At 64.9% G+C, this 25,381-nt stretch carries 25 protein-coding genes and 1 riboswitch; of the genes, 7 read left to right on the top strand and 18 right to left on the bottom strand.

Features of this window, described 5'->3' with window-relative positions:
* Positions 1-97: 97 nt before the first annotated feature.
* Both ACWNC0_RS09240 and ACWNC0_RS09235 read right to left on the bottom strand, forming a co-directional pair.
* Positions 98-250: a hypothetical protein gene (locus ACWNC0_RS09240; protein WP_449471143.1), complete on the bottom strand. Its 153-nt coding sequence runs from the start codon at positions 248-250 to the stop codon at positions 98-100.
* Between the two features lie 23 nt (positions 251-273).
* Positions 274-1,866 carry an isocitrate lyase gene (locus tag ACWNC0_RS09235; protein ID WP_449471142.1) on the bottom strand — a complete coding sequence of 531 codons (1,593 nt, stop codon included), beginning with the start codon at positions 1,864-1,866 and terminating at the stop codon, positions 274-276.
* A 142-nt stretch (positions 1,867-2,008) separates the two neighbouring features.
* On the opposite strand from ACWNC0_RS09235, the gene ACWNC0_RS09230 reads away from it, so the two are divergent.
* Positions 2,009-3,409 carry a helix-turn-helix domain-containing protein gene (locus ACWNC0_RS09230; RefSeq protein WP_449471141.1) on the top strand — a complete coding sequence of 467 codons (1,401 nt, stop codon included), beginning with the start codon at positions 2,009-2,011 and terminating at the stop codon, positions 3,407-3,409.
* Positions 3,410-3,447: 38 nt separating this feature from the next.
* Here ACWNC0_RS09230 and ACWNC0_RS09225 read toward each other — a convergent pair whose 3' ends face one another.
* From ACWNC0_RS09225 to ACWNC0_RS09215, 3 genes are read right to left on the bottom strand one after another with little or no spacing between them, the layout of a single operon-like run.
* Positions 3,448-3,858: an STAS/SEC14 domain-containing protein gene (locus tag ACWNC0_RS09225; protein ID WP_449471140.1), complete on the bottom strand. Its 411-nt coding sequence runs from the start codon at positions 3,856-3,858 to the stop codon at positions 3,448-3,450.
* A 28-nt stretch (positions 3,859-3,886) separates the two neighbouring features.
* Positions 3,887-4,090: a hypothetical protein gene (locus ACWNC0_RS09220; RefSeq protein ID WP_449471139.1), complete on the bottom strand. Its 204-nt coding sequence runs from the start codon at positions 4,088-4,090 to the stop codon at positions 3,887-3,889.
* A 44-nt stretch (positions 4,091-4,134) separates the two neighbouring features.
* Positions 4,135-5,073: a right-handed parallel beta-helix repeat-containing protein gene (locus ACWNC0_RS09215; protein ID WP_449471138.1), complete on the bottom strand. Its 939-nt coding sequence runs from the start codon at positions 5,071-5,073 to the stop codon at positions 4,135-4,137.
* A gap of 501 nt (positions 5,074-5,574) precedes the next feature.
* On the opposite strand from ACWNC0_RS09215, the gene ACWNC0_RS09210 reads away from it, so the two are divergent.
* Together ACWNC0_RS09210 and ACWNC0_RS09205 are read left to right on the top strand one after the other, a co-directional pair.
* On the top strand, positions 5,575-7,056 hold the full coding sequence (locus ACWNC0_RS09210; protein WP_449471137.1) for an ABC transporter substrate-binding protein: 1,482 nt from the start codon (positions 5,575-5,577) through the stop codon (positions 7,054-7,056).
* Positions 7,057-7,073: 17 nt separating this feature from the next.
* Entirely contained in the window at positions 7,074-7,496 is a 423-nt protein-coding gene (locus ACWNC0_RS09205; RefSeq protein WP_449471135.1) for a DUF4112 domain-containing protein, read from the top strand.
* A gap of 6 nt (positions 7,497-7,502) precedes the next feature.
* On the opposite strand, the gene nadC is transcribed toward ACWNC0_RS09205, so the two are convergent.
* The 3 genes from nadC to ACWNC0_RS09190 all read right to left on the bottom strand — a co-directional run bounded on the left by nadC (position 7,503) and on the right by ACWNC0_RS09190 (position 10,416).
* On the bottom strand, positions 7,503-8,351 hold the full coding sequence (nadC, locus tag ACWNC0_RS09200; RefSeq protein ID WP_449471134.1) for a carboxylating nicotinate-nucleotide diphosphorylase: 849 nt from the start codon (positions 8,349-8,351) through the stop codon (positions 7,503-7,505).
* Positions 8,352-8,478: 127 nt separating this feature from the next.
* Positions 8,479-9,465, bottom strand: a complete 987-nt coding sequence (gene nadA / locus ACWNC0_RS09195; protein WP_449471132.1) for a quinolinate synthase NadA — start codon at positions 9,463-9,465, stop codon at positions 8,479-8,481.
* Positions 9,466-9,537: 72 nt separating this feature from the next.
* Positions 9,538-10,416, bottom strand: coding sequence for an MBL fold metallo-hydrolase (locus ACWNC0_RS09190; RefSeq protein WP_449471130.1), 879 nt, complete (start codon positions 10,414-10,416; stop codon positions 9,538-9,540).
* Positions 10,417-10,505: 89 nt separating this feature from the next.
* Here ACWNC0_RS09190 and ACWNC0_RS09185 point away from each other — a divergent pair, with 89 nt between their 5' ends.
* Positions 10,506-11,402 carry a tyrosine recombinase XerC gene (locus tag ACWNC0_RS09185; protein ID WP_449471129.1) on the top strand — a complete coding sequence of 299 codons (897 nt, stop codon included), beginning with the start codon at positions 10,506-10,508 and terminating at the stop codon, positions 11,400-11,402.
* A gap of 182 nt (positions 11,403-11,584) precedes the next feature.
* Here the strand turns inward: ACWNC0_RS09185 and ACWNC0_RS09180 are convergent, their stop codons facing one another.
* From ACWNC0_RS09180 to rsmI, 4 genes are all read right to left on the bottom strand, one after another.
* Positions 11,585-12,184 carry a DedA family protein gene (locus ACWNC0_RS09180; protein ID WP_449471128.1) on the bottom strand — a complete coding sequence of 200 codons (600 nt, stop codon included), beginning with the start codon at positions 12,182-12,184 and terminating at the stop codon, positions 11,585-11,587.
* A gap of 130 nt (positions 12,185-12,314) precedes the next feature.
* Positions 12,315-13,289, bottom strand: coding sequence for a glutathione synthase (gene gshB, locus ACWNC0_RS09175; protein WP_449471126.1), 975 nt, complete (start codon positions 13,287-13,289; stop codon positions 12,315-12,317).
* Between the two features lie 29 nt (positions 13,290-13,318).
* Positions 13,319-13,672 (bottom strand): YraN family protein, encoded by a 354-nt coding sequence (locus ACWNC0_RS09170; RefSeq protein WP_449471124.1) that lies wholly within the window; start codon positions 13,670-13,672, stop codon positions 13,319-13,321.
* Positions 13,669-14,511, bottom strand: a complete 843-nt coding sequence (gene rsmI / locus ACWNC0_RS09165; RefSeq protein ID WP_449471123.1) for a 16S rRNA (cytidine(1402)-2'-O)-methyltransferase — start codon at positions 14,509-14,511, stop codon at positions 13,669-13,671. Before rsmI ends, ACWNC0_RS09170 begins: the two co-directional genes overlap by 4 nt.
* A gap of 11 nt (positions 14,512-14,522) precedes the next feature.
* Here rsmI and ACWNC0_RS09160 point away from each other — a divergent pair, with 11 nt between their 5' ends.
* Complete coding sequence (locus tag ACWNC0_RS09160) at positions 14,523-15,725, top strand: penicillin-binding protein activator (RefSeq protein ID WP_449471122.1); 1,203 nt, start codon at positions 14,523-14,525, stop codon at positions 15,723-15,725.
* 99 nt (positions 15,726-15,824) lie between these two features.
* On the opposite strand, the gene ACWNC0_RS09155 is transcribed toward ACWNC0_RS09160, so the two are convergent.
* Both ACWNC0_RS09155 and ACWNC0_RS09150 read right to left on the bottom strand, forming a co-directional pair.
* Positions 15,825-16,604, bottom strand: a complete 780-nt coding sequence (locus ACWNC0_RS09155; protein WP_449471120.1) for an ABC transporter ATP-binding protein — start codon at positions 16,602-16,604, stop codon at positions 15,825-15,827.
* Positions 16,598-17,593, bottom strand: a complete 996-nt coding sequence (locus tag ACWNC0_RS09150; RefSeq protein WP_449471119.1) for a FecCD family ABC transporter permease — start codon at positions 17,591-17,593, stop codon at positions 16,598-16,600. Before ACWNC0_RS09150 ends, ACWNC0_RS09155 begins: the two co-directional genes overlap by 7 nt.
* Positions 17,594-17,724: 131 nt before the next feature.
* Here ACWNC0_RS09150 and ACWNC0_RS09145 point away from each other — a divergent pair, with 131 nt between their 5' ends.
* Positions 17,725-18,561, top strand: a complete 837-nt coding sequence (locus tag ACWNC0_RS09145; protein ID WP_449471118.1) for an ABC transporter substrate-binding protein — start codon at positions 17,725-17,727, stop codon at positions 18,559-18,561.
* Between the two features lie 36 nt (positions 18,562-18,597).
* Here the strand turns inward: ACWNC0_RS09145 and ACWNC0_RS09140 are convergent, their stop codons facing one another.
* Positions 18,598-20,457, bottom strand: a complete 1,860-nt coding sequence (locus ACWNC0_RS09140) for a TonB-dependent receptor plug domain-containing protein (protein WP_449471116.1) — start codon at positions 20,455-20,457, stop codon at positions 18,598-18,600.
* Positions 20,458-20,628: 171 nt separating this feature from the next.
* A riboswitch (cobalamin riboswitch) is annotated at positions 20,629-20,876 on the bottom strand.
* A 42-nt stretch (positions 20,877-20,918) separates the two neighbouring features.
* On the opposite strand from ACWNC0_RS09140, the gene mobA reads away from it, so the two are divergent.
* A complete protein-coding gene (gene mobA, locus ACWNC0_RS09135; RefSeq protein WP_449471115.1) occupies positions 20,919-21,455 on the top strand; it encodes a molybdenum cofactor guanylyltransferase in 537 nt (178 codons plus the stop codon).
* Positions 21,456-21,539: 84 nt separating this feature from the next.
* Here the strand turns inward: mobA and cobA are convergent, their stop codons facing one another.
* The 3 genes from cobA to nirD form a co-directional block, all read right to left on the bottom strand.
* Positions 21,540-22,322: a uroporphyrinogen-III C-methyltransferase gene (cobA, locus tag ACWNC0_RS09130; protein ID WP_449471113.1), complete on the bottom strand. Its 783-nt coding sequence runs from the start codon at positions 22,320-22,322 to the stop codon at positions 21,540-21,542.
* Positions 22,309-24,921, bottom strand: a complete 2,613-nt coding sequence (locus ACWNC0_RS09125; RefSeq protein WP_449471111.1) for a molybdopterin-dependent oxidoreductase — start codon at positions 24,919-24,921, stop codon at positions 22,309-22,311. Before ACWNC0_RS09125 ends, cobA begins: the two co-directional genes overlap by 14 nt.
* Positions 24,922-25,045: 124 nt before the next feature.
* Positions 25,046-25,381, bottom strand: a complete 336-nt coding sequence (gene nirD / locus ACWNC0_RS09120; protein ID WP_449471110.1) for a nitrite reductase small subunit NirD — start codon at positions 25,379-25,381, stop codon at positions 25,046-25,048.

Raw genomic sequence — 25,381 nt, 5'->3', positions numbered from 1 at the left:
CCGTTCGGGCGAAAGCACAAAGCGGGCTTGACGGTGATTAGAAAAGCCTGCCGCCGGGATCACCGGAGGCAGGCTTTCTCTCATCGACAGCGGGCGATTAGCGCAGGCGACCGAGCCGGTGATACAGGTTGGCGAACTTCACCGATTCCGGCGTGTCTTTCACCTTCTGCAGATAATCGGCCACCGCCGTCCTGAGCAGCGAAAAATCCTCGGTCGAGAAAACCGCGCGGGACCTCGTGGGTTCAGTCATTTCGTCCTCCTTTCCTTGGTTCTTCAAGCTGCGAACTGGTTCATCGTATTGTGGCTGCCGCCAGCCTTCAGTGCTGCCTCACCGGCGAAATATTCCTTGTGATCATCACCGATGTCGCTGCCCGCCATATTCTGGTGCTTCACGCAGGCGATGCCCTCGCGGATTTCGCGGCGCTGGACGCCCTCAACATAGCCGAGCATCCCGGCGTCCCCGAAATATTCCCGCGCCAGATTGTCGGTCGACAGCGCAGCCGTGTGATAGGTCGGCAGGGTGATGAGGTGATGGAAGATGCCCGCCCGCGCTGCGGCGTCCTTCTGGAAGGTGCGGATCTTCTCGTCAGCCTCGCGGCCAAGGTCGGTGGCGTCATAGTCCGCGCTCATCAGGCGGGCGCGGTCATAGGCGGAAACGTTCCTGCCCTCGGCCTGCCAGTTGTCGAACACCTGTTGGCGGAAGTTCAGCGTCCAGTTGAAGCTCGGCGAGTTATTGTAAACCAGCTTGGCGTTCGGAATGACCTCGCGGACGCGGTCGACCATGCCCGCAATCTGTTCGACATGGGGCTTTTCGGTTTCGATCCACAGCAGGTCGGCGCCGTTCTGAAGCGAGGTGATGCAGTCCAGGACGACCCGGTCCTCGCCCGTGCCGGGGCGGAACTGGAAAAGGTTGGACGCCAGGCGCTTGGGACGCAGCAGCTTGCCGTCGCGGGCGATGACGACATCGCCGCGCAGGGTCGATGGATCGGCGACCTCTTCGACATCGAGGAAGCTGTTATACTGGTCGCCAAGGTCTCCCGGCTCGCGGCTGAAGGCGATCTGCTTGGTGAGACCGGCGCCGAGCGAATCGGTACGCGCGACGATAATGCCGTCATCGATGCCGAGTTCGAGGAAGGCATAACGGCAGGCGCGGATCTTCGCGAGGAAGTCCTCGTGCGGAACGGTGACCTTGCCGTCCTGATGGCCGCACTGCTTCTCATCGGAAACCTGATTTTCGATCTGGAGCGCGCAGGCGCCCGCCTCAATCATCTTCTTGGCGAGCAGATAGGTTGCCTCGGCATTGCCGAAGCCTGCGTCGATGTCGGCGATGATCGGGACGATGTGGGTTTCGTGATTGTCAATCGCGTTGGTGAGGCGATGGACCTCAACTTCATTGCCCGTCTCGCGCGCCTTGTCGAGGTCGCGGAACAGCATGCCGAGTTCGCGGGCGTCGGCCTGACGCAGGAAGGTGTAGAGTTCCTCGATCAGCGCGGGGACGCTGGTCTTTTCGTGCATCGACTGATCCGGGAGCGGGCCGAATTCGGAACGCAGCGCCGCGATCATCCAGCCGGAGAGGTAGAGATATTTGCCCTTGGTCGTGCCGAAATGCTTTTTGATGCTGATCATCTTCTGCTGGCCAATGAAGCCGTGCCAGCAACCCAGCGACTGGGTGTAGTTCGCGGGGTCGGCATCATAGGCGGTCATGTCGCGGCGCATGATCGCGGCGGTGTAGCGGGCGATGTCGAGGCCGGTGGGGAAACGGTTCTGGAGACGCATTCTGGCGACCGAATCGGCGGCGATGCCATTCCAGTTGGGCTCTTCGCCCAGCAGGGAGGAGGCGCGGGTGATTTGTTGGGCGTAAGTCATGGGAATCCCCTGAATGAATTGGCGAATTAAAAACCTTTTGAGGGAGGATGACCTGCGGCGGGAGGGGCTGTGAGGTTCAATTGTCGATCTTTACAAACTTTCTCTGTATAGTTGTAATGTCTGCACAGGAGCGCAAGCGAACATGGCCAAGGATCGTCCCGTCTATATGGGGCCGCGCTTGCGGCGGTTGCGGCGGGAGCTGGGGTTGACGCAGTCCGATATGGCGGCGGACCTTGAAATCTCCGCTTCCTATGTCGCGCTGCTGGAGCGGAACCAGCGGCCGTTGACGGCGGACATGCTGCTGCGGCTGGCGCGCACATACCGGATGGACATGAGCGAGCTGGCAGGCGACGGCGGCGCGGAGCAGACGGCGCGGTTGCAGGCAGCGTTGAAGGACCCGATGTTCGCCGACATCGACCTGCCCGCGCTGGCGATGCAAGATGTTGCGATCAACTATCCGGGGTTCAGCGAAGCGTTATTGCGGCTGCATACCGCCTATCGCGAGGAGCAGATGGCGCTCGCGGATCGGAGCAGCGATCGCGCCGACGCGCCCGATGAAGCGCCGGACCCGGCGGCCGATGCACGCCGGTTCGTGGGCGCGCGGCGCAACAGTTTCCCGCCGCTGGACGATGCGGGGGAAAGGATCGCCGCGCAGATCGAACAGGCGGGCGGCACGGCGGCATGGCTGAAAAGCAAGCATGGCCTGCGCGTCCGACGCCTGCCGCCCGATGTCATGGCAGGATCGATGCGGCGGCTGGACCGGCATCGCGACGCGGTGCTGATCGACGATGCGCTGGACGGCGCGAGCACCGCCTTTCAACTGGCGATACAGATCGCCTATCTGGAGATGCGCACGGACATGGAGTCCCTGCTGAAGGACGGACAGTTTTCCAGCGCGAGCGGACGCCAGCTGGCCCGCCAAGGCCTCGCCAATTATGGCGCCGCCGCCATATTGATGCCCTATGCGGCCTTCGCCAAGGCGGTGGAGGCGCGGCGCTATGATGTCGAAGCGTTAGCCCGGCAGTTCGGAACGAGCTTTGAACAGACGGCGCACCGGCTGACCACGCTACAAAAGCCGGGGCACGAACGCGTGCCCTTCTTTTTCCTGCGCGTCGACCGGGCGGGCAATATCAGCAAGCGGCTGGACGGCGCGGGCTTTCCCTTTGCGCGGCATGGCGGATCATGCCCGCTCTGGTCGATCCATCATGTGTTCGAGCGGCCCGGAGAGGTGGTGACGCAATGGCTGGAACTGCCCGACGGACAACGGTTTTTCTCGATCGCGCGGAGGGTGACGGCGGGCGGCGGCGGCTGGGGCGCGCCGCGTGTGGAGCGGGCGATCGCGCTCGCCTGCGCGGCCGAACATGCCCATCGGCTGATCTATACGCAGGGACTTGGGGCGTCCGAGCCGACGCCGATCGGACTGACATGCCGCCTGTGCCACCGGAGCCAGTGCATGGCGCGATCCGCGCCGCCCATCGGGCGTGAAATGCTGCCGGAGGACTATCGGCGGGGCTACGCGCCTTTCGGCTTTGCCGACGGTTGAGCAGCGCCGCAACCGCCGCACGAGCGATCCCGGTCGCTTCAGCCAGCGGCGCGCGTCTGCGGCGCCGACGAATCAGCAGGAGTCGCGAGCCAGTCGAGAGCCTCCTGCTCGGTTTCGAAATAGCCGTAGGTTGTGTTCATATTTTGCAGCCGTCTCGTCTGCATGCGCAGGAGCACCGAAGGCGAGACTACGGCGATGCGGCCGGTATCCGAATCCTTGTGCGTGTAGGAGAGGCGACCGAGCGCTTCGCTGACTTCGGGGGTATGGATTTCCGTGCGGCAGGTATTGACCAGAACGTCGCACGACGGATCCGCCGCGCGGACTTCTTCCTCGAGCGCGCGGCCGAACTGATCGACCGCATCCAGATTCCAGAAGCCGTAAGTGGTGATATGTAGCAGCTTGCGATCGCGGTCATAATCGACCTCGAAAAAGCCTTCCAACTTCTGCACAAGCCCTCCTAATCCAGAAGGACTGCGTTCAGTCCTCCTGCAAATCCAGCCAGGCAACCACATCATTGTCGGTCGCGATGAACAGCCCGTCCTGGATTTCCTGAGGCTGTTGCTGCGCTATATGCACGGCTTCGCTTAACGGGCCGTAAAAGAGGGTGGTCGCAGCGCCGCCTTCGTCGCTGTCGCTCAGATGATAAAGGCGGACGGTGGCGGAATCATAGGTGCTGCGCATGACAGCATTATCGGGCGACGCAACCGAAGGCGCAAGCCGGGCCTTTAGCGGCGATCGCTGACCTTGATGCCGGTGCCGAGGCGATTCGCGCCGATCTTCACCGCGTCGCTTGTGAAGTTGGCGACGAAGCTGCTGCTGCGTTGCAGGCCGGGCACGAAAGACGCGCTGTTGCCAGCGATCGACAGGCCGTTGCTGTCATGTTCGCGCCCTTCCGGAGCGACGGTGATGAAGGCGCTGTAATTATCCTTGTCCCGGCCCTGCACCATTTCATTGCCGCTGATCTCACCGCTCGCCCCGTTGGACAGGTCGATCATATAGTTGGTGAGGCGGCCATGGCTGTCGTCGAAGCTGTTGCCGGTGATGGTGACGCGGGGCGTGCGGGTTTTAAGATAATGGCCGCCATCACCCTGATCGAATCGCGACCGCGTGACGGTAAGTTTGCCATATCGACCGATATAGATGCCATGGGCGCAATCCAGATCGCGGTCGCACCGGCCAAGATGGCGGAAGGTGGATTTGTCGATCGTGACGCTGTTGCCCGGCGAGTCGCCGCTCAAAATCCCTTCCTCGCTGTTGCGGAAGAGGCTGTTGGTGACGGTGAGGTTGCCGCTTTCCAGCCGGATGCCCGCGCCATTGCCATCTGGCACGCGCAGATTTTGGAACACGATGCCATCCACGCTGCTTGACCGACCGCGCAGCACCAATGCCGCCTTGCCCTCGCACGGCATGCCGTCGAGGATGACGCTGCCCGACGTCTGGGCGCGGAAGGCAACGTCCCCGCCCTGTTGAACCGCGCATTGCGCATAGGTGCCGGGCGCGATCAGGACCGTGCCCTTGCCATTGCCGATCGCCGCCACCGCATCCTTGAGCGAGGTGTAGCCGCGCCCGCTTTCCGCCACGGTGAAAGGCGTCGGCATCCCCTGTGCCAGGGCAGCCGCGCCAGCGGCGGCGGAAACGAGCAGGATCGTCGAAAGGATACGCATAACTAAAGACATAGACGGTTGGAAAAGGGCGGCCAATGTGGAGTCGTGGTTAATGAAATCCTGTTCCGGGACAGGTGCGATCGCCCTGCCCCTCGCTCGCCCTGCTAGGGCCGATCGACATTCAGTTCTGGCGGCCTGCAAATGGCGTTCTCCGCGCTTCCGGTGCTCACGTACTTTGAGTACGCTGCGTTGAAGCGAGGCGCGTGACTCGCTTCAAGGGTCACGGAAAACCACCATTTTCGGCTCGCCATCTCCTGAAGGTCGATCGGCCCTAAAACGATCTGGCGGAGGCCCGATTTTAAAGCATGGCCATGTTTGAGTAATCGTCACCCCGGACTTGATCCGGGGTCCCGCTTCTTTTCCGACGCTGCTGAGGCAGCGGGACCCCGGGTCAAGCCCGGGGCGACGGAAAATCAACCTTAGTACCGATGCTTCCATGTAAGACGATCACGCTCTAAAAGCTTCAACTTGAGCTTGATAAACCCTAAGCCTGTCATACGCATGACCGTGGCTGCTCCCCTGCTTCGATCGATGGCTGTCCTGCTGGGCGCGGCCGCGATGATCGCGGGCTGTTCGCAGGAGGCGAGCGGGCCGGTGGTGGTGAGCGTGATCGGATCACCCGCTGACTTCGCCAAACCAATCGAAAACCTGCCCAATCCGGGTGCCAAGCTGATCCTGGAGGCGACGGCGCAGGGGCTGGTCGCCTTTGACGCGGGAGGCGAGATATTGCCCGCGCTCGCCCAGCGCTGGATCGTCGAGGAGGATGGGCGCAGCTACATCTTTCGCCTGCGGCGCGCGCTATGGGCCGATGGGACGAAGGTGACGGCGAAGACTGTCGCGCAGCTGTTGATGGCGCGGATCGAGACGTTGCGGCGGCTGGACCCGGACGGGCCGCTGGACGCGGTGGAGGCGGTCGTGCCGATGACCGGCGAGGTGATCGAGATCCGCCTGTCCCAGCCCCGCCCCTATTTGTTGCAGATGCTGGCGCAACCGCAAATGGCGCTGTTGTCGCGGCAGGGCGGCACCGGGCCTTACCGGCGCGAGGCATGGGGCAAGGCGTTGACGCTGACGCCGGTCGACAAGGCACCCAGAGACGACGATGGGGAGGAGGCGAAGGCGGCGGCGTGGGAAACACGCATATTGCGCGCGGACAGAGCCGCGCTGGCGATCATTCGTTTTCGTGAGGGCAAGGCGGCGGCGGTGCTGGGCGGACGGTTCGCCGACCTGCCGCTGCTGGTGCCAGCCGGGGTTGATCGCGATGCGGTGCGGATCGACCCGGTGCAGGGGCTGTTGGGATTTGCCGTGACCGGCAAGGGCAAGCTGCTGGACGATGACGGCGTGCGGCGGGCGATCAACATGGCGATCGATCGCAGCCAGTTGCCCATCCTGTTTCCGCTGGGCGGGTGGGCCATTACCGACAAGATCGTGCCTACGCAGCTTGATCTGCCTCGGCCCCCGACTGCGCCGGATTGGACAGCGATGCCGTTGGGGGACCGGCGATCGGCGGCCAGTGCGGTCATCACGCGGTGGCGCAGCGACAATGGCGATGCTCCGGTGCTGCGAGTGGCTTTGCCGCAAGGGCCGGGCGCGACGAGCCTGTTCGCGCTGGTCCGCCATGACCTGGCGATGATCGGGTTGGGCGTCGAGCGGGTGGGCATGAAGGATGATGCCGACCTGCGATTGATCGATGAAGTCGCCGCCTATGACAGCGTGCTCTGGTATCTCGGCCGCGCCGGATGCGCGCGCAAGGTGCATTGCTCGGTGGAGGCCGATGCACAGTTGCGGGCCGCGAGCATGGCAGGCAGCGCGGCCGAGCGCATGGCGCGGGTGGCGCAGGCCGAGGCGCTGATGCAGGCGCATAACGGCTATATCGCCTTGGGCGCGCCGGTGCGCTGGTCGCTGGTGTCGCGGCGGCTGACCGGCTTCATGCCCTCGCCACGGGCGCGGCATCCATTGAACCATCTGTTCCGCGCCACCAATTAAGGGGCAGGAGGAACAGCATGGCGTTATCGCAAGACCAGTTTGACCGCGTGGTGCGTGACCTGCCGGGCTTTGGCCGCGACCCCGCTTCGGTGCGGCGGCGGATCGAGGCGATGGAGGCGATGCTGGAAGGATTGTTCGTCATTCCCGGCACCAATCGGCGCGTGGGGCTGGACAGCCTGGTCGGGCTGATCCCGGTGGTGGGTGATTTGGCGACTGCGGCCATGGGCGCCTGGATCGTGTGGGAGGCGCGCAATCTGGGCATGTCGAAATGGCAGCTGACTCGGATGGCGGCCAATGTGGGGTTCGACACGGTCGTGGGCGCGATCCCCTTTGCGGGCGATGTGTTCGACTTTTTGTTCAAGTCCAACACGAAGAATTTGCGGATTATCCGCAAGCATTTGGATAAGCATCATCCCTCGACGGTGACGATCGAGGGTTAAGAGGCTTTACGCGAAAGCGAAGTCCAGGCCGATGTCGGCGGCGGGGGCGGATTGGGTGAGGCGGCCGACGCTGATGTAGGTGACGCCGGTTTCCGCCTTGGCACGGATGGTCTGGAGCGTGACGCCGCCTGAGGCTTCGGTCGGCACGCGGCCGCCGACGAGGGTTACGGCGCCACGCAGGGTGGGCGCGTCCATATTGTCGAGCAGCAAGTGGGTGGCTCCTGCGGCGAGCGCGGGTTCGATCTGGTCGATGCGGTCGACCTCTACGATGATGCGCTCGATCCCGGCGGCGGCGGCGCGGCGGACGGCTTCGTCGACGGAGCCTGCGACCGCGACATGATTGTCCTTGATCATCGCCGCGTCCCACAGGCCCATGCGGTGATTGGTCGCCCCGCCCTGCCGCGTCGCATATTTTTCGAGGACGCGGAGGCCGGGGATGGTCTTGCGCGTGTCGAGCAGGGTCGCGCCGGTGCCCATGATCGCGTCGACATAGGCGCGGGTCATGGTGGCGATGCCGGTGAGGTGCTGGACGGTGTTGAGGGCGGAGCGCTCGGCGGTCAGCATGGCGCGGGCCTTGCCGCGGATGCGCATGATGTCAGTGCCTGGCGCGACGCGGTCGCCGTCTTGGCGGAGCAGCTCGATCTTCACGTCAGGGTCGAGGGCGCGGAAGAAGGCGGCGGCGATGGGGAGGCCAGCGAGCGTCACCGCGTCGCGGCTGTCCATCACGCCTTCGAAGGTCGCATCGGCGGGGATGACCGCTTCGCTGGTGACATCGCGACCGTCAGGGCCGAGGTCTTCGGCGAGAGTTGAGGCGATGAAGGCGTCTAGGTCGAAGCCGGGCAAGGTGAAGGTCATGGGTATCCCTTTGGGGTCCAGATGAAACTTTTACCCCCGTTCGCCCTGAGCCTGTCGAAGGGCTCTACTTCAAGAAGGAAGGGGCTTCGACAAGCTCAGCCCGAACGGCGATAGGTGTGTTGATCGTTCAGCGACTGCCCACATCGCCCTTGCCTACCGTGCCGCTGGCGAGTTCCAGCATGCGGTCGAGGCTCTTCTTTGCAGCGAGGCGGAGGCCTTCTTCCATTTCGATGCGGGGCTGGAGGTCGCGGAGCGCGAGGTACAGCTTTTCCATCGTGTTGAGCGCCATATAGGGGCACACGTTGCAGTTGCAGTTGCCGTCCGCGCCGGGTGCGCCGATGAAATTCTTGTTAGGCACCGACTTGCGCATCTGGTGGATGATGTGCGGTTCGGTGGCGACGATCAGCGTGTCGCCGGTCATCGTCTTGGCATATTGCAGGATGCCGCTGGTGGACCCCACATAATCGGCATGATCGACGATATAGGGCGGGCATTCGGGATGCGCGGCGATTGGGGCGTCGGGATGCTGGGCCTTGAGCTTGAGCAGTTCGGTTTCGCTGAACGCTTCGTGGACGATGCAGACGCCCGGCCACAGGAGCATGTCGCGGTTGAACTTGCGCTTCAGGTAACCGCCCAGATGCTTGTCGGGGCCGAAGATGATCTTCTGGTCGCGCGGGATTTGGCTGAGGATCGTTTCGGCGGACGAGCTGGTGACGATGATGTCGGACAGCGCCTTCACCTCGGCAGAGCAGTTGATGTAGCTCAAGGCGATATGGTCAGGATGCGCCTCACGGAATGCCTTGAACTGGGCGGGCGGGCAGCTGTCCTCTAGGCTGCAACCGGCGTCCATGTCGGGCAGGACGACGATCTTTTCGGGGCTCAATATCTTGGCGGTCTCGGCCATGAAGCGCACGCCGCAGAAGGCGATGACGTCGGCGTCCGTTTCCGCTGCCTTCCGGGACAGTTCGAGGCTGTCGCCGACGAAATCGGACAGGTCCTGAATTTCCGGCTTTTGATAATAATGGCCGAGGATGACGGCGTTGCGTTCCTTGCGCAGCCGGTCGATCTCTGCGCGCAGGTCGGTCCCCTGCGGGATTCCGGTGATGGCGTTCATGTCCCTACTCCTCACGGGCCTTTGACCGCGCCCCTAGCGGGCGGCGCGGCGGTTGGCCAGTAACTGTTTCCCCTAGCGCAATTGCCAGCGGCCATCCCCTGCGACCTCCGCCACGCCACGCCCGTTCAGGTCGATAAGGTGAGCAAGGACCGAACGCCCGGCGGCGGGATGAAGGCGCGGATCGACGCCTTTATACATTTGCGCCACCATCGCCGGGATTTCGGACGCGCCGTGGCGCTGAAGGAAGCGCATGATCTGCCCTTCCCGCTGCTTGCGATGCCCCATCATGCCACGCACCAGACGGCGCGGATTGGGCACCGGATCGCCGTGGGCGGGATAATAGATGGCATCATGCCGATCGAGCAGCCGCTGCATCGAGCGCATATAGTCGGCCATGTCCCCGTCCGGGGGCGAGATGACGCTGGTGGACCAGCCCATGACATGATCACCGGTAAAGAGGGCGTGTTCCTCCACCAAAGCGAAGCAGAGATGGTTCGAGGTGTGGCCGGGCGTGGCGACGGCTTCGAGCGTCCAGTCCTCGCCCGTCACCTGTTCGCCGTCGGCGAGGATGCGGTCGGGCGTATAGGAAGGATCGAAGGCGGCGTCGGCGCGCGGGCCGTCATCGTCCAGCACCAGCGGCGCGCAGCCGATGATGGGCGCGCCGGTCTGTGCAGAAAGCGGCGCGGCGGCAGGGCTGTGGTCGCGATGGGTGTGGGTGCACAGGATTGCGCGCACGGGGCGGTCTGCGATCGCGGCGAGCAGCGCGGCCAGATGATCGGGATCGGCGGGGCCGGGATCGATCACCGCCACGTCCTCTGACCCGACCAGATAGGTCTGTGTGCCCGTATAGGTGAAGGGCGATGGATTGGGCGCCAGAACGCGGCCAATGCGCGGCGAGATTTGCAGCAGCGTGCCCGTGGGCATGTCGGCCATGTCAGGTGCGGTTGCCATGCGCCTCATGTGCCCATCTGGGCGGGATTTTCAAGGGCCGGTTGATCGGGGGATTCCGTTTGGGGACGCCATCGCCTAGACTTGGCGCCATGAGCGCGAGCAGGGATCTTGTGGAGGCATGGCGGCAGCATCTGGCACTGGACCGGCGGCGATCCACGCACACGGTGCGCGCCTATATGGCGACGGCGGAGCGGTTGATCGCGTTCCTGACGGAGCATCGCGGGGAAGCTGTGACGGCGGCGGGCCTGGCGCGGGTGGATCAGGCTGACCTGCGGGCGTTCCTGACGGCGCGGCGGATGGACGGGATCGGCAATGGATCGGCGGCGCGGGAATTGTCGGCGGTGCGGGGATTCCTGAAATTCACCGGCGGCGAGGATGCGCGGGTGCCGCTGCTGAAAGGGCCGAAGGTGAAGCGGGGGTTGCCCCGGCCAATCTCGCCGGACGAGGCGGTGGCGCTGGCGGGAGAGATTGCGGAGACCGCGCGGGAGGGATGGATCGGCGCGCGGGACTGGGCGGTGCTGCTGCTGCTCTATGGCGCCGGATTGCGGATCGGCGAGGCGATGGGGCTGATGGGCGACGTGCTGCCGCTGGGCGATACGCTGCGGGTGACGGGCAAGCGCGGGAAGAGCCGACAAGTGCCGCTGTTGCCGCAGGTGCGGGCGGCGATCGAGGCTTATGTGGCGGTTTGCCCTTATCCTGTGGAGCGGGATGAGGCGCTGTTTCGGGGGGCGCGGGGTGGTCCGCTGTCGGCGGCTTTGATCCGGCGCGCGGTGCAGGGTGCGCGGGGAAGGCTGGGGCTGTCGGATCGGACGACGCCACATGCTTTGCGGCACAGCTTTGCGACGCATTTGCTGGGGCGCGGGGCGGATTTGCGGTCTTTACAGGAATTGCTGGGGCATGCCAGCCTGTCATCGACGCAGATTTATACGCAGGTGGATGCGGCGCATTTGCTGGATGTTTATCGGAATGCGCATCCTCGGGCTTGAGTTGGGCGGAGGGACGCTGTTCCCCTCCCGTAAACGTTCAAACGAGGCGCGTGACTCGTTTGAAGGGTTAGTGGTGGGCGCGAGCGTAGCGAGCTTCGACCTCGCCGTTACAAGACTCAATCCAACGTTGCGCCAGCCCACCCCCTAGCCCCCTCCCGCCTGCGGGAGGGGGAACAGCCCATTCAGCCCCTCGGCTTCCAGGTTGCCAAGCGCCAGAGGTAGAGCGCAATTGCCCCGACCACGCACGCCGTCGCCGCAGGCCCCACATATTTGTCGATGTCGCGGAAATTCTGGCCGAGAATGTAGCCTGCATAGGCCAGGATGATGTTCCAGATCAGCGCGCCGCCCGCCGTCCAGGCGAGGAATTTTCCATGCCCCATGCGGAACAGCCCGGCGGGGAGCGAGATCATGGTGCGGAAGGCGGGGAGGAAGCGGAACACGAACACGACGATCTGGCCATATTTGCCGAATATATGATCGAGCGCCTCAACGTCCCGCCATTCCAGCGTAGCCCAACGACCATAGCGGTCCACCAGCGGCTTGAGTCGTGCGAAGCCCAATATATGGCCGACCAGATACCAGAAATAATTGCCGACCGTGGTGCCCAGCGTGCCCGCGACGAGCAGCCACTCCATCGCCATGCGGCCTTGGCCGACGCGGATGCCGCCAATGCCCATGATGAGTTCGGACGGGATCGGAGGGAAGACATTTTCGATGACCATCAAGGCGAAAATGCCCCAATAGCCGCCTGCGTCGATGAGGTGGAGGACCCAGTTGGTCATACTTCGTCATTCCAACGGAGGCTGGAATCGCTTTGATGGCACGGCTTGGGGCACGAGGTCCCAGCGTTGGCTGACGCCGCCCTGCGGGTCGCTGGGATGACGGGGTTTTTGTTAGACGGTTGAAGGTAGCTCAAGCAGCTACTCTTGCGGCGAGGCGGGCGTCGATCGCGTCCCAGATCATGCTGCCTGTGTCCGTACCGTTGAAGGCGTCGATCGACACGATGCCGGTCGGGGACGTCACGTTGATTTCCGTCAGCCATTCGCCGCCGATCACGTCGATGCCGACAAAGAGCAGGCCCCGGCGTTTGAGTTCCGGCCCCATGGCGGCGCAGATTTCCAGCTCCCGGTCGGTGAGTTCGGTGCGCGCGGCTGATCCGCCCACCGCGAGGTTGGAGCGGATCTCGCCTGCGCCGGGAATGCGGTTGATCGCGCCTGCGATCTCGCCGTCGATGAGGACGATGCGCTTGTCGCCCTGAGCGACGCCGGGGATGAAGGCTTGAACCATGAAGGGTTCGACCCATGAAGCGTTGAACAGTTCCACGAGCGCGGAGATGTTGGCGCCGGACTGACCGACATGGAAGACCGCGTTGCCCGCATTGCCGTAGAGCGGCTTGACCACGATCTCGCCATGTTCGGCGAGGAAGCTCCGGACTTCCGCAAGGTCGCGGGTGATCATGGTCGGCGGCATGAAGCGGGCATAGTCGAGCACGAACAGCTTTTCGGGCGCGTTGCGGACGGCGGCGGGATCATTCACCACCAGCGTTTCGGCCTGCACCCGTTCCAGTAAATGGGTGGCGGTGATGTAGCTCAGGTCAAAGGGCGGGTCCTGCCGCATGAGGACGACATCGACGTCGCGGCCGAGGTCGAGCATCTCGGGCTCACCGAAAGCGAAATGATCGCCTTTGACCTTCTGAACCTTTACTGGACGCGCCTTCGCCAGCACGCGGCCGTCGCGATAGGTGAGGTCGGGCGCGAGATAATGGTAGAGCCGGTGCCCCCTCGCCTGCCCCGCCAGCATGATGTGGAAGGTGGAATCGCCCGCGATGTTGATCCCTTCCATCGGGTCCATCTGCACGGCGACGGTGAGGGGGTTGAGCTCAGTCATGTCCAATCCTTTTTCCGGGGATGAAAGGATCAGCCCCCATGCCAGACATTCGCCAGATGGCGCGGCGGACGGCCCGGCGCAAGGAGGATCACGTCGATCCGCATGTCGTCGCCCGGCTTTGCAAGGTCATAGAAGAGCATTTCGGCGGCGGACGCGACGCGCGAGAGGCGGCGTTCGTCTATCGCGAGGTCGAGGTCTGCGGCGGTGGCGCGGGCCTTTACCTCGACAAAGGCGAGCATTGCGCCACGTCTTGCAACAAGGTCTACCTCTCCCGCAGGGGTGCGCAGGCGGCGGCCGACGATCTGCCAGCCTTTGAGCCGCAGCCACCATGCGGCGATGCGTTCGGCCTGCCGTCCGCGCTTCTCGGCCTGTTGGCGCTTCACCCCTTCAGTTCCAGCGCGCGGTCGTAAAGGGCGCGGCGGTCTAGGCCCAGTTTCTTCGCAACCTCTCCCGCAGCCTTGGAGACGGGAAGGCGCTGCATCGCTTCGAGGAGGGCGGCGTCGGCGTCTTCGGCGCTGGCTGGGGGGGCTTCGCCGGGCGGGCCGACGATGACGACGATCTCCCCCTTGGGCGGGGCGTCGGCGTAGCGGGCGGAGAGTTCGGTCAGCGTGCCGGTGCGGGTTTCCTCGAACGTTTTGCTGATTTCTCGGGAGACTGCGGCTTCGCGGTCTCCAAGTCCTTCGGCCATGGCGGCTAGGCTTTCCGACAGGCGCGGGCCGCTTTCGTAGAAGATGAGCGTGGCGCGCAGGGCGGCGACTTCGGCAAGGGTGTCGGCGCGGGCCTTTTGTTTGGCGGGGAGGAAGCCCATGAAGAGGAAGCGGTCGGTGGGAAGGCCGGACAGGGTTAGCGCGGCGATGGCGGCGCTGGGGCCGGGCAGCGTAGTGATGTTGCGCCCGGCGGCTCGCGCGTCGCGGACGAGCTTGTAACCCGGATCGGAAATGAGCGGCGTTCCGGCATCGGACAGGAGCGCGACCGATTCGCTCGCCATCCGCTCGATCAGGCGGGCGCGGACGCCTTCGGCGCTGTGGTCGTGATAGGGGATCATCGGGCGATCCGATCCCGCGTGACGCAGCAAACGTGCGCTCACCCGTGTATCTTCCACGGCGATCACATCGGCAAGGCGCAGGACTTCCGCCCCGCGCGGGCTAAGGTCTCTGAGGTTGCCGATCGGCCCCGCAACGATGTAAAGCCCGGGCTCCAGCCCAGAAGTTGTATCTTCCATAAGGACGCCAGATGACAGAGACGGATGCCCTCCGGCAAGCGGACATGTTCGCGGCAATGAAGCGCGGTGCGCGTATCCTGTTCGCCGCCAGCGCTTTGGCTCTCGCCGCCTGTCAGTCGATCGTGCCGCGTGGGCCGGGTCCGGTGCGGCCGACGGAGCCTGTTCCCAGTGGTCCTGATGTGACACAGGGCCTGCCGACCGACACGCTGCGCCACCGCGTCGCGCTGCTCGTGCCGATGAGCGGGCCGAATGCGGGCGTGGGACAGTCGATCGCCAATGCGACCACGCTGGCGCTGTTGGATACCAAGGCCGACAAGGTGCGCATCACCACCTATGACACCAGCATGGGCGCGGCTGCGGCGGCGAACAAGGCGCTGGCGGAGGGCAATCGCCTGATCCTCGGCCCGCTGCTGGCGGAAGATGCGCGGGTCGTGGGACCGATCGCGGCGCGTGCGAATGTGCCGGTGATCAGCTTTTCCAACGATGTGAGCGTTGCCGGAGCCGGCGTCTACATCATGGGCTATAACCCCAACCAGTCGATCGAACGCGTCGTCGAATTCGCGAAGGGCAAAGGGCTGTCGAAGTTCGCCGCGCTGGTGCCCAAGGGCATGTATGGTGAGCGGTCGGGCACGTCGCTTCTGCGCGCGGTCGAGGGTGCGGGCGGGACGGTCGTGTCGATGCAGACGTTCGACCGGACGCCTGCTTCGATGACGGCGGCGGTCAAGAAGTTGCAGGCGTCGTCCAGCTATGACGCGCTGCTGATCGCGGATAGCGGGCGGGTGGCGTTGCAGCTGGCGCCGATCGTGCGGAAGAATGGCGGGGCGACGGCCCGCCTGCTGGGCACGGAATTGTGGAATACGGATCGCGGGCTGGCGTCCGCTCCGGCTTTGCGGGGCGCGTGGTTCGCCAGCGTGTCGGACGGGCTTTATGGACAATTGGCGGGCAAATATCGCGCGCGTTATGGCAGCGCGCCGTTCCGGCTTTCAGCGCTCGGCTATGACGCGGTGCTGCTGACCGTGCGGATTGCGCGGGATTGGAAACCGGGGACGGTGTTCCCGGCGGCGCGGCTGCGCGATTCGGGGGGCTTTTCGGGGATTGATGGCGCGTTCCGGTTCGGGCGTGGCGGGGTTGCCGAGCGGGCGCTGGAAGTGTCGGAGGTTGGTGCGGGCACCTATACGGTGGTGGCGGCTGCGCCCAAGGCATTTGGAGAATAACTCACCTCACCCCGTTCGGGCTGAGCCTGTCGAAGCCTTTTCCTTCTTAAAAGAAAAGAGAAGCCCTTCGACAGGCTCAGGGCGAACGGAGTGTGGTGGTTAGCTTTTGATCCGCCCGGTTGGCAGGATCAGCGGCCATTCGCCATCGGGCTCGATGCAGGCGGAGATGCCGTAGACTTGGGCAAGGCTCTGTTCCGTCAGGACGTCGAGCGGCTTGCCATCGGCTACAAGCTTGCCATTGTCCATCAGCAGCAATCGATCGCAATAACGGGCGGCCATGCCAAGATCGTGCAGCACCGTCACGACCAGCGAGCCGGTGCGGGCTTCGGCCTTGAGCAGGTCCATGACATCCAGTTGATGACCGGGGTCGATCGCGGCGAGGGGTTCGTCGGCGATCAGGGCTGGCGCGCCTACTGCCAGCGCGCGGGCGAGGAGGACGCGGGCGCGCTCGCCGCCTGATAGTTCGGTCGCGATGCGGCCTTTCAGGTGGAGGACATCGGCGCGGGCTAGCGCGGCATCGACTAGAGCCTCATCCTGCGGAGACAGGCGGGACAGTGGGCCGAGATGGGGCATGCGGCCGAGCGCTACCAACCGTTCGACAAGCAACGGCCAGTGCAGCGTCTGGCCTTGCGGTAGATAGGCGACTCGGCGCGCTATGTCCTTTCGGCTGAGGCTGGCGATCGGGAGGCCGTCGATCGATACTTCGCCACCTTCCGCGCGGATGAGGCCGAGCAGGGCGCGGATCAGCGTGGATTTGCCAGCGCCATTGGGGCCGATGATGCCGACCAGTTGCCCCGGCTCCAGCGTCGTGGTGACGTCGGTCACGGCAGCGTGGCGGCCAAGGCGGACGGACAGGTTTTCAGTGCGGATGGTTACCATAGCCGCCGCTCCCGCATCAGGTGGACGAGGAAGACGGGGACGCCGAGCAATGCGGTCAGAACGCCGAGCTTGAGTTCGCTGCTGGTGGGGATCAGCCGAACGCCGATGTCCGCCAGCGTCAGCAGCGCCGCACCGCCGAGCAGCGAGGGGAGCAGGATGGCCGAAGGGGAGCGATCCGTGAGGGGACGGACCAAGTGAGGGACGATAAGGCCGACAAAGCCGATCGCCCCCGACACGGCAACCGCTCCGCCGACGCCGATCGCGACGCCCAGCATCATGCGCAGCCGTGCCTTGGAAAGGTCCACGCCCAGTGCTTGGGCGCCCTCCTCCCCCAAGGTCAGTGCATCGAGGCTGCGGCCGTCGGCGATCAGCAGCGCGGCGCCGAGGAGGACGCAGGGCAGCGCGATCCAGACATGGGCGTAGCTGCGATTCTCAAGGCTGCCCATCAGCCAGCTCATGATCTCCATCGCGGCGAAGGGATTGGGTGAAAGGTTGAGCGACAGGCTGATCCCCGCCCCCGTCAATGTCGCAACGGCGATGCCCGCCAGAATCAGGGTCAGCGGGCTTTCCGAAGGCCCCGCCAGCAGGAACAGCGCGGCTATGGCGATCAGGCTGGTGCCGATGGCAAGGACCGGCAGGATCGCGGGATGAATCTGCGCCAGCCCGAAATAAAGCGCACAGACCGCCCCCAGCGCGGCGGCATTCGACGCGCCGAGGACTGAAGGTTCGGCAAGCGGATTGCGGAGATAACCTTGAAGCGCCGCCCCGGCGAGGCCGAGCATAGCGCCGACGATCAGGCCGAGCAGCATGCGCGGGACGCGCAGGTCGACAAGGATGGCGCGCGCAACCTCATCACCGCCACCAGTCAGCACGGCGAGGATACGAGCGGGAGAGAGCGCAACCGCGCCCAGCGTCAGCGATCCCAACGCCGCAAGCAGGGTCAGCGCGAACAAAAGCGGCAGGAGCATCGGGTGGCGGCGCGCGCTCATGGCTTGCTTCTCCGCTGCTGCCCGGTAGAGCAGGTCACCTCCGTGCTCCTGCGAAGGCAGGAGCCCAGTCTAGACGGTCTCAACTGGGCTCCTGCCTTCGCAGGAGCACTGAACGTCCAGGAGGCGAGTTGATGCGCAGAAAGATCATCGCGGCACTGCTGGCGTTCAGCCTGACCGGCGCTGCGCCCTCGCCGCCCAAGCGTATCGTGTCGCTCAACACCTGTTCCGACCAATATGTGCTGACGCTCGCCGATCCGGGGCAGATCGCAGCCTTGAGCCCCTATGGGCATGATCCGGAACTGTCGGCGGCGGTAGCCAAGGCGCGGCGCTTTCCAGTGCTGAAACGCCCGGCCGAAGAGGTGCTGGCCTTGCGTCCCGATTTGGTGATCGGCTTTCCCGATGGCGCTGGCGGCGTTGTCGGCGCGCCGGATGGGCGATGGCGCAAGCTCGGGCTGGCGAGCGCGGACAGTTTTGCCGCCATCCGCGACCAGATCCGGCAGGTGGCGGCCGTTGTCGGCCATCCCGCGCGGGGCGAGGCGATGATCGCGGGCATGGAGCGCGACCTTGCCGCCCTGCCCCGGTCCCGGCGCGGCGGCGTGGCGGCCTATTATCAGCGGCGCGGATATATGACCGGGACCGGCACTTTGGTCGATGAACTGATCCGGCGCGCAGGCCTCACCAATCTGGCTGCGAAACTTGGCAAGCCAGCGCTGGCGCAGGTGCCGCTGGAGGAGATGATCGCGGCCAGGCCCGACTATCTGATTGTGGAAGAAGGCAGCGAAAAGGTCGTCGATCAGGGGACGGAAATGCTGCACCACCCGGTGCTGCGATCCATCCCCCGCATCCACGTACCGCAAGCGTGGACCGTGTGCGGCGGCCCCGCCTATGTGCAGGCCGCGCGCAGCATCGTGGCGCAGGCGGACGCCGCAAAAGGCAGGGTGCAGCCAAAGGCCGCGCCCCTGCGATGAAGGGGGGCAGTCGCCCACCCCCTTCACCTTCTACCGTCAGAAGCGGACACGCACGCCGCCATAGGCCGACCGGCCGTAGGTGCCATAACCATAGGCGGTGGCGTATTCCTGATCGAACAGATTGTCGATGCGACCATAGATTTCGAGCCTTTCCGTGATCGGGAAGGACGCGCGGATATCCGTTACCGCATAGCCGTCAATCTGCACCCGGTTGCGGGTCACGGGGTCGAGATCGACGCTGTCGCTGACCATCGTCACGGTTGCCCCGGTCGACAGGCCGAAGAACCAGGCATAATCGACCGATGCGCTGACGGCGTTAGCGGCGCGGCGCAGCAGGCGCTCGCCAAAGGCCGCGCTGCCCGGCGAACGATCACGCGCATCGACATAGCTATAGGCGGCGGTGAAGGTCAGTGCATCGACCGGACGCAGCGTCAGCGTCGTTTCCACGCCCTTGGCGCGGGTGCGATCCAGATTGCCATAGGTGAAGGTCGTATTGTCGTAATTCAGCTGGTCCCGCGTGTCGCGCCAGAATCCGGTGACGGACAGCACCGCCCGGTCGCTCCCCAGATTCTGGTCGAAGCCGATGTCGTAGCTCTTCGAACGCTCGGGCTTCAGGTTCGGATTGCCGCTGAATGTATCGTAAAGCTGATAGAGCGACGGCGCCTTGAAGCCCTCCCCGTAGCTCAGGCGGAAATTGGTCGCGCCACCATTGGGCGTGTAGTTGGCGTTCGCGCCGAACGTCGTCGCGCCGCCGAACTGGCTGTGATCGTCATGACGCACCCCTGCTGTCATGGACAGGCCCGCTACCGGCTTTACCACGGCCAGCGCATAGATGCTGTCGATGTTGGCGCGGTGGCTTTCCTGCGAACCGAAGCCGAAAAACTCATAATCGGGCCGCTCATGTTCATAGCCGAGCAGCAGCTTCACGTCATCGATGGGCTGATAGACGCCTTCATATTCGAAGCGCAGGTTCGTCCCGGAATAGCCGAAGTCCGGGGCGTTGCCGCGCACGAAATAATAATCGCGATCCTGCTGATACCAGGTAACGGCCGCCCGGTTGGTCAGCTTGCCGTCGAACAGCGCCAAATTCACGCCCGCATAGCCGATATATTGATTGGACTTCGCGACGTCGGGGCTGTCGGCCGGCGTGCCAAAGAAGCTGTCATAGTCGAGATCGCCGTTGATATAATAGCCGCGCAGGTCGAGGCTCAGATCATCGGTGAAGTCGATCTTCAGCCGGGCATTGCCAGTGATATTTTCATAGCCATCCTTTTCCGCGCCACCGAAATCGGAAGAGACAGCGGAGATGCCATCGGTGCGGAAATAGGCGAGGCCCACGCCGCCCGACAATATGCCGCTGGTGCCCGATACATCCGCCTTCGCATTCAGCGTATCGGCATAGCCATAATCGACCGACGCCTTGCCGCCGAACCCTTCGCTTGGGATACCGGTCATGATGTTGACGACGCCGCCGATCGCCTGGCTGCCATAGGCAATGGAGTTGGAACCGCGCAGCACCTCGATCCGGCGGATGTTGCCGACAAGCAAATTGCCGAAATCATATTGATCGCCGATGCCGCTCGGGTCGTTGACCTTCACGCCGTCGATCAGCACCAGCGTCTGCGTCGTTTCGGCGCCACGCACCGACACGCTGGTGACGTTGCCCAGGCTGCCGGTGCGGTTGAAGCGGATGCCGGGGGTGGTGATCAGCAGGTCCACGACGCTGACATTCTGGCGCGTTTCAATCGTCTTTTCGTCGATCACGGTCACCGCCTGCCCGACTTCATCGGTAGGCTGTTCGATGCCGAGCGCGGTGACGACGATCTCGCCCGAATCTTCGGCGAGAGCGGGGGTGGCGGCGAGGAGCGCCAGCAGTGAAATTCCGGTCCTGATCATATGTCTGTCTTCCCTGAGCGCCATGCGACATGAGCCCAGGGCCTGCCGCATGAGCGGCCGGTGCGCGGGAAGAAGAGACGCCAGCCCCGTCACGCGCACCGATGCGGCCCTGCGCCGCTTCGTCGCTCAGACGGAAAACACCGTGCCCGGACCTATCCCTGGACCCAAGGCAAGAGCGACCATGCGCCGGTAGGTTTCCTGGCTCGCGGGTCGTCGCGGTGATGCACGCCTTCCCGGACTTTTGGTCCAGTGGCTGGTCCCCCTCGCCTTCCCCTTTGAAGGCATGCGGGTTTCCCTGTGCATCGCGCTCGCCGCTTACAGTTGCAGGGACAGCCGCGGAGTTGGACGGTGATCCCGTCCGCACCGCATTCCCTTTCCGGCGCGATCTTCTTTCGCGAACGGTTGCCCGTTCACGCGGCGCGCCATAGGGGAAAGTGAGGCTATTGCCAAGGAGTGGATCGATGCGATTGCTGGGCGCGATACTGGCCGGGGGACGATCGAGCCGGTTCGGGAGCGACAAGGCGATGGCGCTAATGCCGGACGGGCGCACGTTGATGGAGCATGCCGTGGCAGCGATCGCGCCGCAGGTGGAGGCGGTGGTGGTTTGCGGTCGGAGCGTCGAGGGATTGACGGGGCTGGCGGATCGGCCTGCGTCGGACATGGGGCCGCTGGGGGGGCTGAACGCGGCGCTGCATCATGCGCGAGATCAGGGCTATGACGCGGTGCTGACGACGGGGTGCGACATGCCCGTTTATCCGGCGGCGCTGGTGGAGGCGCTTGTGGGTTACAGTGGGGCGGTGCTGAAAGGGCAGCAGCTTGCGGGCTTCTGGCCTGCGTCGCTCGCGGACGAACTGGACGCGCATCTGGCGGAAGAGAATAATCGGTCGATCTTCGGGTGGATCGAGCGGGTGGGCGCGCGGGTGGTGGAGCGGCCGGAACTGGTGCTGCCGAATATCAATCGGCCGGAGGATCTGGCGCGCTGGCGCGAGCCGAACTGAACTTGCCGAAGCCCCCTCCCTTCCTTCCAACTAAGTTCGGGGGCGTTCGGCAAGCTCAGGGCAAAAGTTGCAAAGAGCCGGTCTTCAAAGCTGAAGAGCGACGCTGGCTGCAACCCCTACAGGCATGGACGTTCCCGCCACCGCTTCACCAATCAGCAGCAGGGTCGGGTCTTCATCGCTGATCGTGGCGACCAGAAAGGCAAGCGCGGACAGCTTGCCCCGGATCAGGCGTTCGGTGGGGAGCGAGACGTTCACCGCCACCATCACCGGCGTTTCGGGATCGCGTCCGGCGGCGATCAACTGGCGGCTGATCTCTCCAGCGGCGGCGCGGCCCATATAGATGCCGAGCGTGCCGCCGGGACGGGCCAGCGCTTCCCAGTCGAGCTTGAGCGGCTCACCGGCTTTCAAATGCGCCGTCACCAGCGTCAGGCCGCGCGCCTTGCCGCGCAGGGTGAGCGAGGCGCTGCCGCTCGCCGCCGCCGCGCTGGCGGTGGTGATGCCGGGGCAAATGCGGAAGCGGATGCCGTCGGCGGCCAGATGCTCCATCTCTTCGGACGAGCGGCCGAAGACCGAGGGGTCGCCACCTTTGAGGCGCACGACGCGCTTGCCTGCCTTGGCGGCGGCGAGGAGCAGGTCGTTGATGCTCTCCTGCGCCTTGCTGTGGCGGCCGGAGCGTTTGCCGACGCTGATCCGCTCGACGCCCTCAGGGATCAGGTCGAGTACGCCGGGGCCGACGAGCGCGTCGTAGAAGACGATCTCCGCCGCGGCGATCAGCTTTTCAGCCTTGCGGGTGAGGAGGTCCGGGTCGCCGGGGCCTGCGCCGACCAGCCAGACTTCACCGGGAGCGATCAATTCATTCGGCTGCATGAAGGGCCTCCTGCGGAATTTGGGCGAGGATGTTGGCGAGCGCGGGACGGCAGGACCCGCAATTGGTGCCCGCGCCGATCGCCTTGCCGATGGCGGGAACGTCGACCAGGCTCTGGTCGCGGATGGCGGCAACGATCTGGTTGAGGCCGATGTCGAAGCAGACGCAGATGGTCGGCCCCTTGTCGGGCTGGTTGCCGGGACCGCGCGCGGCGAGGACGGAGGCGCCCACCTCTTCGGCTTCGAGCTGGCCGATGAGCCAGTCGCGCGAGGGGAGCAGGCCGGTGCGGGTGACGAAGAGGACCGCCGCCAGCCTGCCTTCGCGGATGATGGCGATGCGGCGGGTGCCGCGTGTCATGTCGACGGCTTCGACGCGGTCGCCCTTGGGCAGGCAGGCTTCAAGGCGCGTGGGATCGCCATTGCCCGCGACTTCGTAGAGCGCGCCGCCCGGAACGGTGACCTTCGTGGCCCAGAGACAGGGGACCTTGGCGGGCTGTTCACCGCGCAGGATGAGGAAGCCCTTCCATTCCGTCGCGACCTTTTCGATGCTGGCGGGCGTCGATTTGAAGCCGGGCTGGCCGGAATGCGGGTCAACCAGCGGGCGGGGCAGCAGGCCGGTACGGCCGCCGGTCGAGACTTGATCGGTCCAGTGGATCGGCGTGAAGATTTCGCCCACGCGCTGGCCTTCGCTGAACGCCACGCGGAAGATGCTGTTGCCCTGCGCGGTCTGGACCCGAGCGAGGTCGCCGTCGCAAATGCCCAGCTCCTCCGCATCCTTGGGGTGGATGTCGACCAGCGGTTCCTCGCGATGGCGGGCGAGCTTGGGCGACAGGCCGGTGCGGGTCATCGTGTGCCATTGGTCGCGGTAACGGCCGGTGTTGAGCGTCATCGACCACTGCTTGAGCGGCTCCTGAAGGTCCATCTGCTTGGTCAGCACCAACCGCGCCTTGCCGTCGGGGGTGGAGAAGCGGCCATCGGCAAAGGGCTTCTCACCACCCCAGCGGAAGGGCTCCATCGCTTCATAGGCGTCGTTGCCGATGGTGGCCTGGGCACGGAGGTTGAGCAGGCGCTGGCCGTCATTCTGATAGGCGGTCAGGCGGGCATGTTCGCGCCAGATGTCGGCGGGCCGGTCATAGGCGAAGGCGTTGCGCCAGCCCATGCGGCGGGCGACTTCCTTGACGATCCACCAGTCGGGCTTCGCCTCGCCGGGGAGCGCCATGAAGGGGCGCTGGCGGCTGATGGTGCGGTCGGAGTTGGTGACGGTGCCGTCCTTCTCGCCCCATCCGGCGGCGGGCAGGCGGACGTCGGCATGGACGCTGGTGTCGGTGTCGGCGATGATGTCCGACACAACGAGGAAGGGGACAGATTCCAACGCTTCACGGACGCGGTTCGCATCGGGGAGCGAGACGGCGGGGTTGGTCGCCATCACCCAGAGCGCCTTGACCCGGCCTTCGTTGATGGCGCGGAAGAGATCGACGGCTTTCAGGCCGGGCTTGGTCGCCATGTTCGGGGCGGCCCAGAAACGTCCCACCCGCTCAACATTTTCCGGCGCGAAGTCCATGTGGGCGGCGAGGGTCGAGGCAAGGCCACCGACTTCGCGGCCGCCCATAGCGTTGGGCTGGCCAGTGATCGAGAAGGGCGCGGCGCCCGGCTTGCCGATGCGGCGGGTGGCGAGGTGGACGTTGATGATCGCATTGACCTGATCGGTGCCGCGGATCGACTGATTGATGCCCTGGCTGAATAGGGTGACGGTGCGCGGCGTGGCGGCGAACAGCTTGAAAAACTGCTCCAGCAGCGCGGGCGCGATGTCGCAGGTCTTGGCGGTCGTCCAGAGGTCGTGGCCGGTGCGGATATGCTCCCAGAAGCCTTCCGGCGCGTTGACATGTTCGGCCATGAAGGCGGGATCGGTGATGCCTTCAGCGTCGCACCAAGCCAGCAGGCCGTTCATCAGCGCGACGTCGGTTCCGGGTTTCACCGGCAAATGCAGGTCCGCCCCTTCGCAGGTTTCGGTGCGGCGCGGGTCGATGACGACCAGCTTGGTGCCGCGTGCGGCGCGGGCGGCCTGAATGCGCTGATAGACGATCGGGTGGCACCAGGCAGTGTTGGAGCCGACGAGGACGATCAGGTCGGCTTCATCAAGGTCGCCATAGGTGGCGGGCACGATGTCCTCGCCAAAGGCACGGTTGTGACCGGCGACCGCGCTCGACATGCAGAGCCGCGAATTTGTGTCGATGTTGGACGTGCCGATGAAGCCCTTCATCAGCTTGTTGGCGACATAATAATCTTCGGTCAGCAGCTGGCCGGAGACGTAGAAGGCGACGCTGTCGGGGCCGTAGCGGTCGACAGTCTCGCGGAATTTCTTCGCGACCATGTCCAGCGACTTGTCCCAACTAGCGCGCTTGTTGCCGATCATCGGGTGCAGCAGGCGGCCGGTCAGGCCGACGGTTTCGCCCAGATGCGTGCCCTTGGAGCAGAGGCGCCCGCCATTGGCCGGGTGCGCTTCATCGCCCTTGATCGTGACCGACCGGGGTCCGGTCGGCGTGGCCGAAATGCCGCAACCGACGCCGCAATAGGCGCAGGTGGTGCGGATGGCCTCTGTCATGCTCTTACCTCTTCGTCCCGAGGAATAGGAATTGGGTGGAAGCGCTTGCCGCAAGGGATGGCCAACAAGACGCCCCCACCCGGGTCCCCGCCGTTGTGGCTAGGGACCGGAAGCTTGATGCTCGTCAGGCTGCCGCCTTCATCGCTGCCGGGCGAGCGATCAGGATGCGACCGCCCTCCTCTTTCACGGCGATGGTCGGCGTGCAGCCTTCGTCATTGCCCTGCGCCTCGCCCGTTTTCAGGGCGATGTTCCAGTTGTGCAGCGGACAGGCGACGCTGTGGCCATGGACGATGCCCTGGCTTAGCGGCCCCTGCTTGTGCGGGCATTCGTTGACCAGCGCGAAGACCTTGTCGTCGCTGGTGCGGAAGACGGCGATTTCCTTCTCGCCTGCGATTTGCACCGTGCGAGCGCCGCGCTGGGGAATGTCGGCCAGCGTTCCGATGTCGATCCAATCGGTCAT

It is taken from the genome of Sphingobium chungangianum (assembly GCF_977014255.1).
The sequence above is the reverse complement of the archived record's forward strand: the minus strand, read 5'-3'. Positions and strand labels throughout refer to the sequence as shown.

Bases quoted from the DNA above. Each gene is read 5' to 3' on its own strand.
- ACWNC0_RS09240 (WP_449471143.1), bottom strand. From the start codon at position 250: ATGACTGAACCCACGAGGTCCCGCGCGGTTTTCTCGACCGAGGATTTT.
- ACWNC0_RS09235 (WP_449471142.1), bottom strand. From the start codon at position 1,866: ATGACTTACGCCCAACAAATCACCCGCGCCTCCTCCCTGCTGGGCGAA.
- ACWNC0_RS09230 (WP_449471141.1), top strand. From the start codon at position 2,009: ATGGCCAAGGATCGTCCCGTCTATATGGGGCCGCGCTTGCGGCGGTTG.
- ACWNC0_RS09220 (WP_449471139.1), bottom strand. From the start codon at position 4,090: ATGCGCAGCACCTATGATTCCGCCACCGTCCGCCTTTATCATCTGAGC.
- ACWNC0_RS09215 (WP_449471138.1), bottom strand. From the start codon at position 5,073: ATGCGTATCCTTTCGACGATCCTGCTCGTTTCCGCCGCCGCTGGCGCG.
- ACWNC0_RS09210 (WP_449471137.1), top strand. From the start codon at position 5,575: ATGACCGTGGCTGCTCCCCTGCTTCGATCGATGGCTGTCCTGCTGGGC.
- ACWNC0_RS09205 (WP_449471135.1), top strand. From the start codon at position 7,074: ATGGCGTTATCGCAAGACCAGTTTGACCGCGTGGTGCGTGACCTGCCG.
- nadC (WP_449471134.1), bottom strand. From the start codon at position 8,351: ATGACCTTCACCTTGCCCGGCTTCGACCTAGACGCCTTCATCGCCTCA.
- nadA (WP_449471132.1), bottom strand. From the start codon at position 9,465: ATGAACGCCATCACCGGAATCCCGCAGGGGACCGACCTGCGCGCAGAG.
- ACWNC0_RS09190 (WP_449471130.1), bottom strand. From the start codon at position 10,416: ATGGCAACCGCACCTGACATGGCCGACATGCCCACGGGCACGCTGCTG.
- ACWNC0_RS09185 (WP_449471129.1), top strand. From the start codon at position 10,506: ATGAGCGCGAGCAGGGATCTTGTGGAGGCATGGCGGCAGCATCTGGCA.
- ACWNC0_RS09180 (WP_449471128.1), bottom strand. From the start codon at position 12,184: ATGACCAACTGGGTCCTCCACCTCATCGACGCAGGCGGCTATTGGGGC.
- gshB (WP_449471126.1), bottom strand. From the start codon at position 13,289: ATGACTGAGCTCAACCCCCTCACCGTCGCCGTGCAGATGGACCCGATG.
- rsmI (WP_449471123.1), bottom strand. From the start codon at position 14,511: ATGGAAGATACAACTTCTGGGCTGGAGCCCGGGCTTTACATCGTTGCG.
- ACWNC0_RS09160 (WP_449471122.1), top strand. From the start codon at position 14,523: ATGACAGAGACGGATGCCCTCCGGCAAGCGGACATGTTCGCGGCAATG.
- ACWNC0_RS09155 (WP_449471120.1), bottom strand. From the start codon at position 16,604: ATGGTAACCATCCGCACTGAAAACCTGTCCGTCCGCCTTGGCCGCCAC.
- ACWNC0_RS09150 (WP_449471119.1), bottom strand. From the start codon at position 17,593: ATGAGCGCGCGCCGCCACCCGATGCTCCTGCCGCTTTTGTTCGCGCTG.
- ACWNC0_RS09145 (WP_449471118.1), top strand. From the start codon at position 17,725: ATGCGCAGAAAGATCATCGCGGCACTGCTGGCGTTCAGCCTGACCGGC.
- ACWNC0_RS09140 (WP_449471116.1), bottom strand. From the start codon at position 20,457: ATGATCAGGACCGGAATTTCACTGCTGGCGCTCCTCGCCGCCACCCCC.
- mobA (WP_449471115.1), top strand. From the start codon at position 20,919: ATGCGATTGCTGGGCGCGATACTGGCCGGGGGACGATCGAGCCGGTTC.
- cobA (WP_449471113.1), bottom strand. From the start codon at position 22,322: ATGCAGCCGAATGAATTGATCGCTCCCGGTGAAGTCTGGCTGGTCGGC.
- ACWNC0_RS09125 (WP_449471111.1), bottom strand. From the start codon at position 24,921: ATGACAGAGGCCATCCGCACCACCTGCGCCTATTGCGGCGTCGGTTGC.
- nirD (WP_449471110.1), bottom strand. From the start codon at position 25,381: ATGACCGATTGGATCGACATCGGAACGCTGGCCGACATTCCCCAGCGC.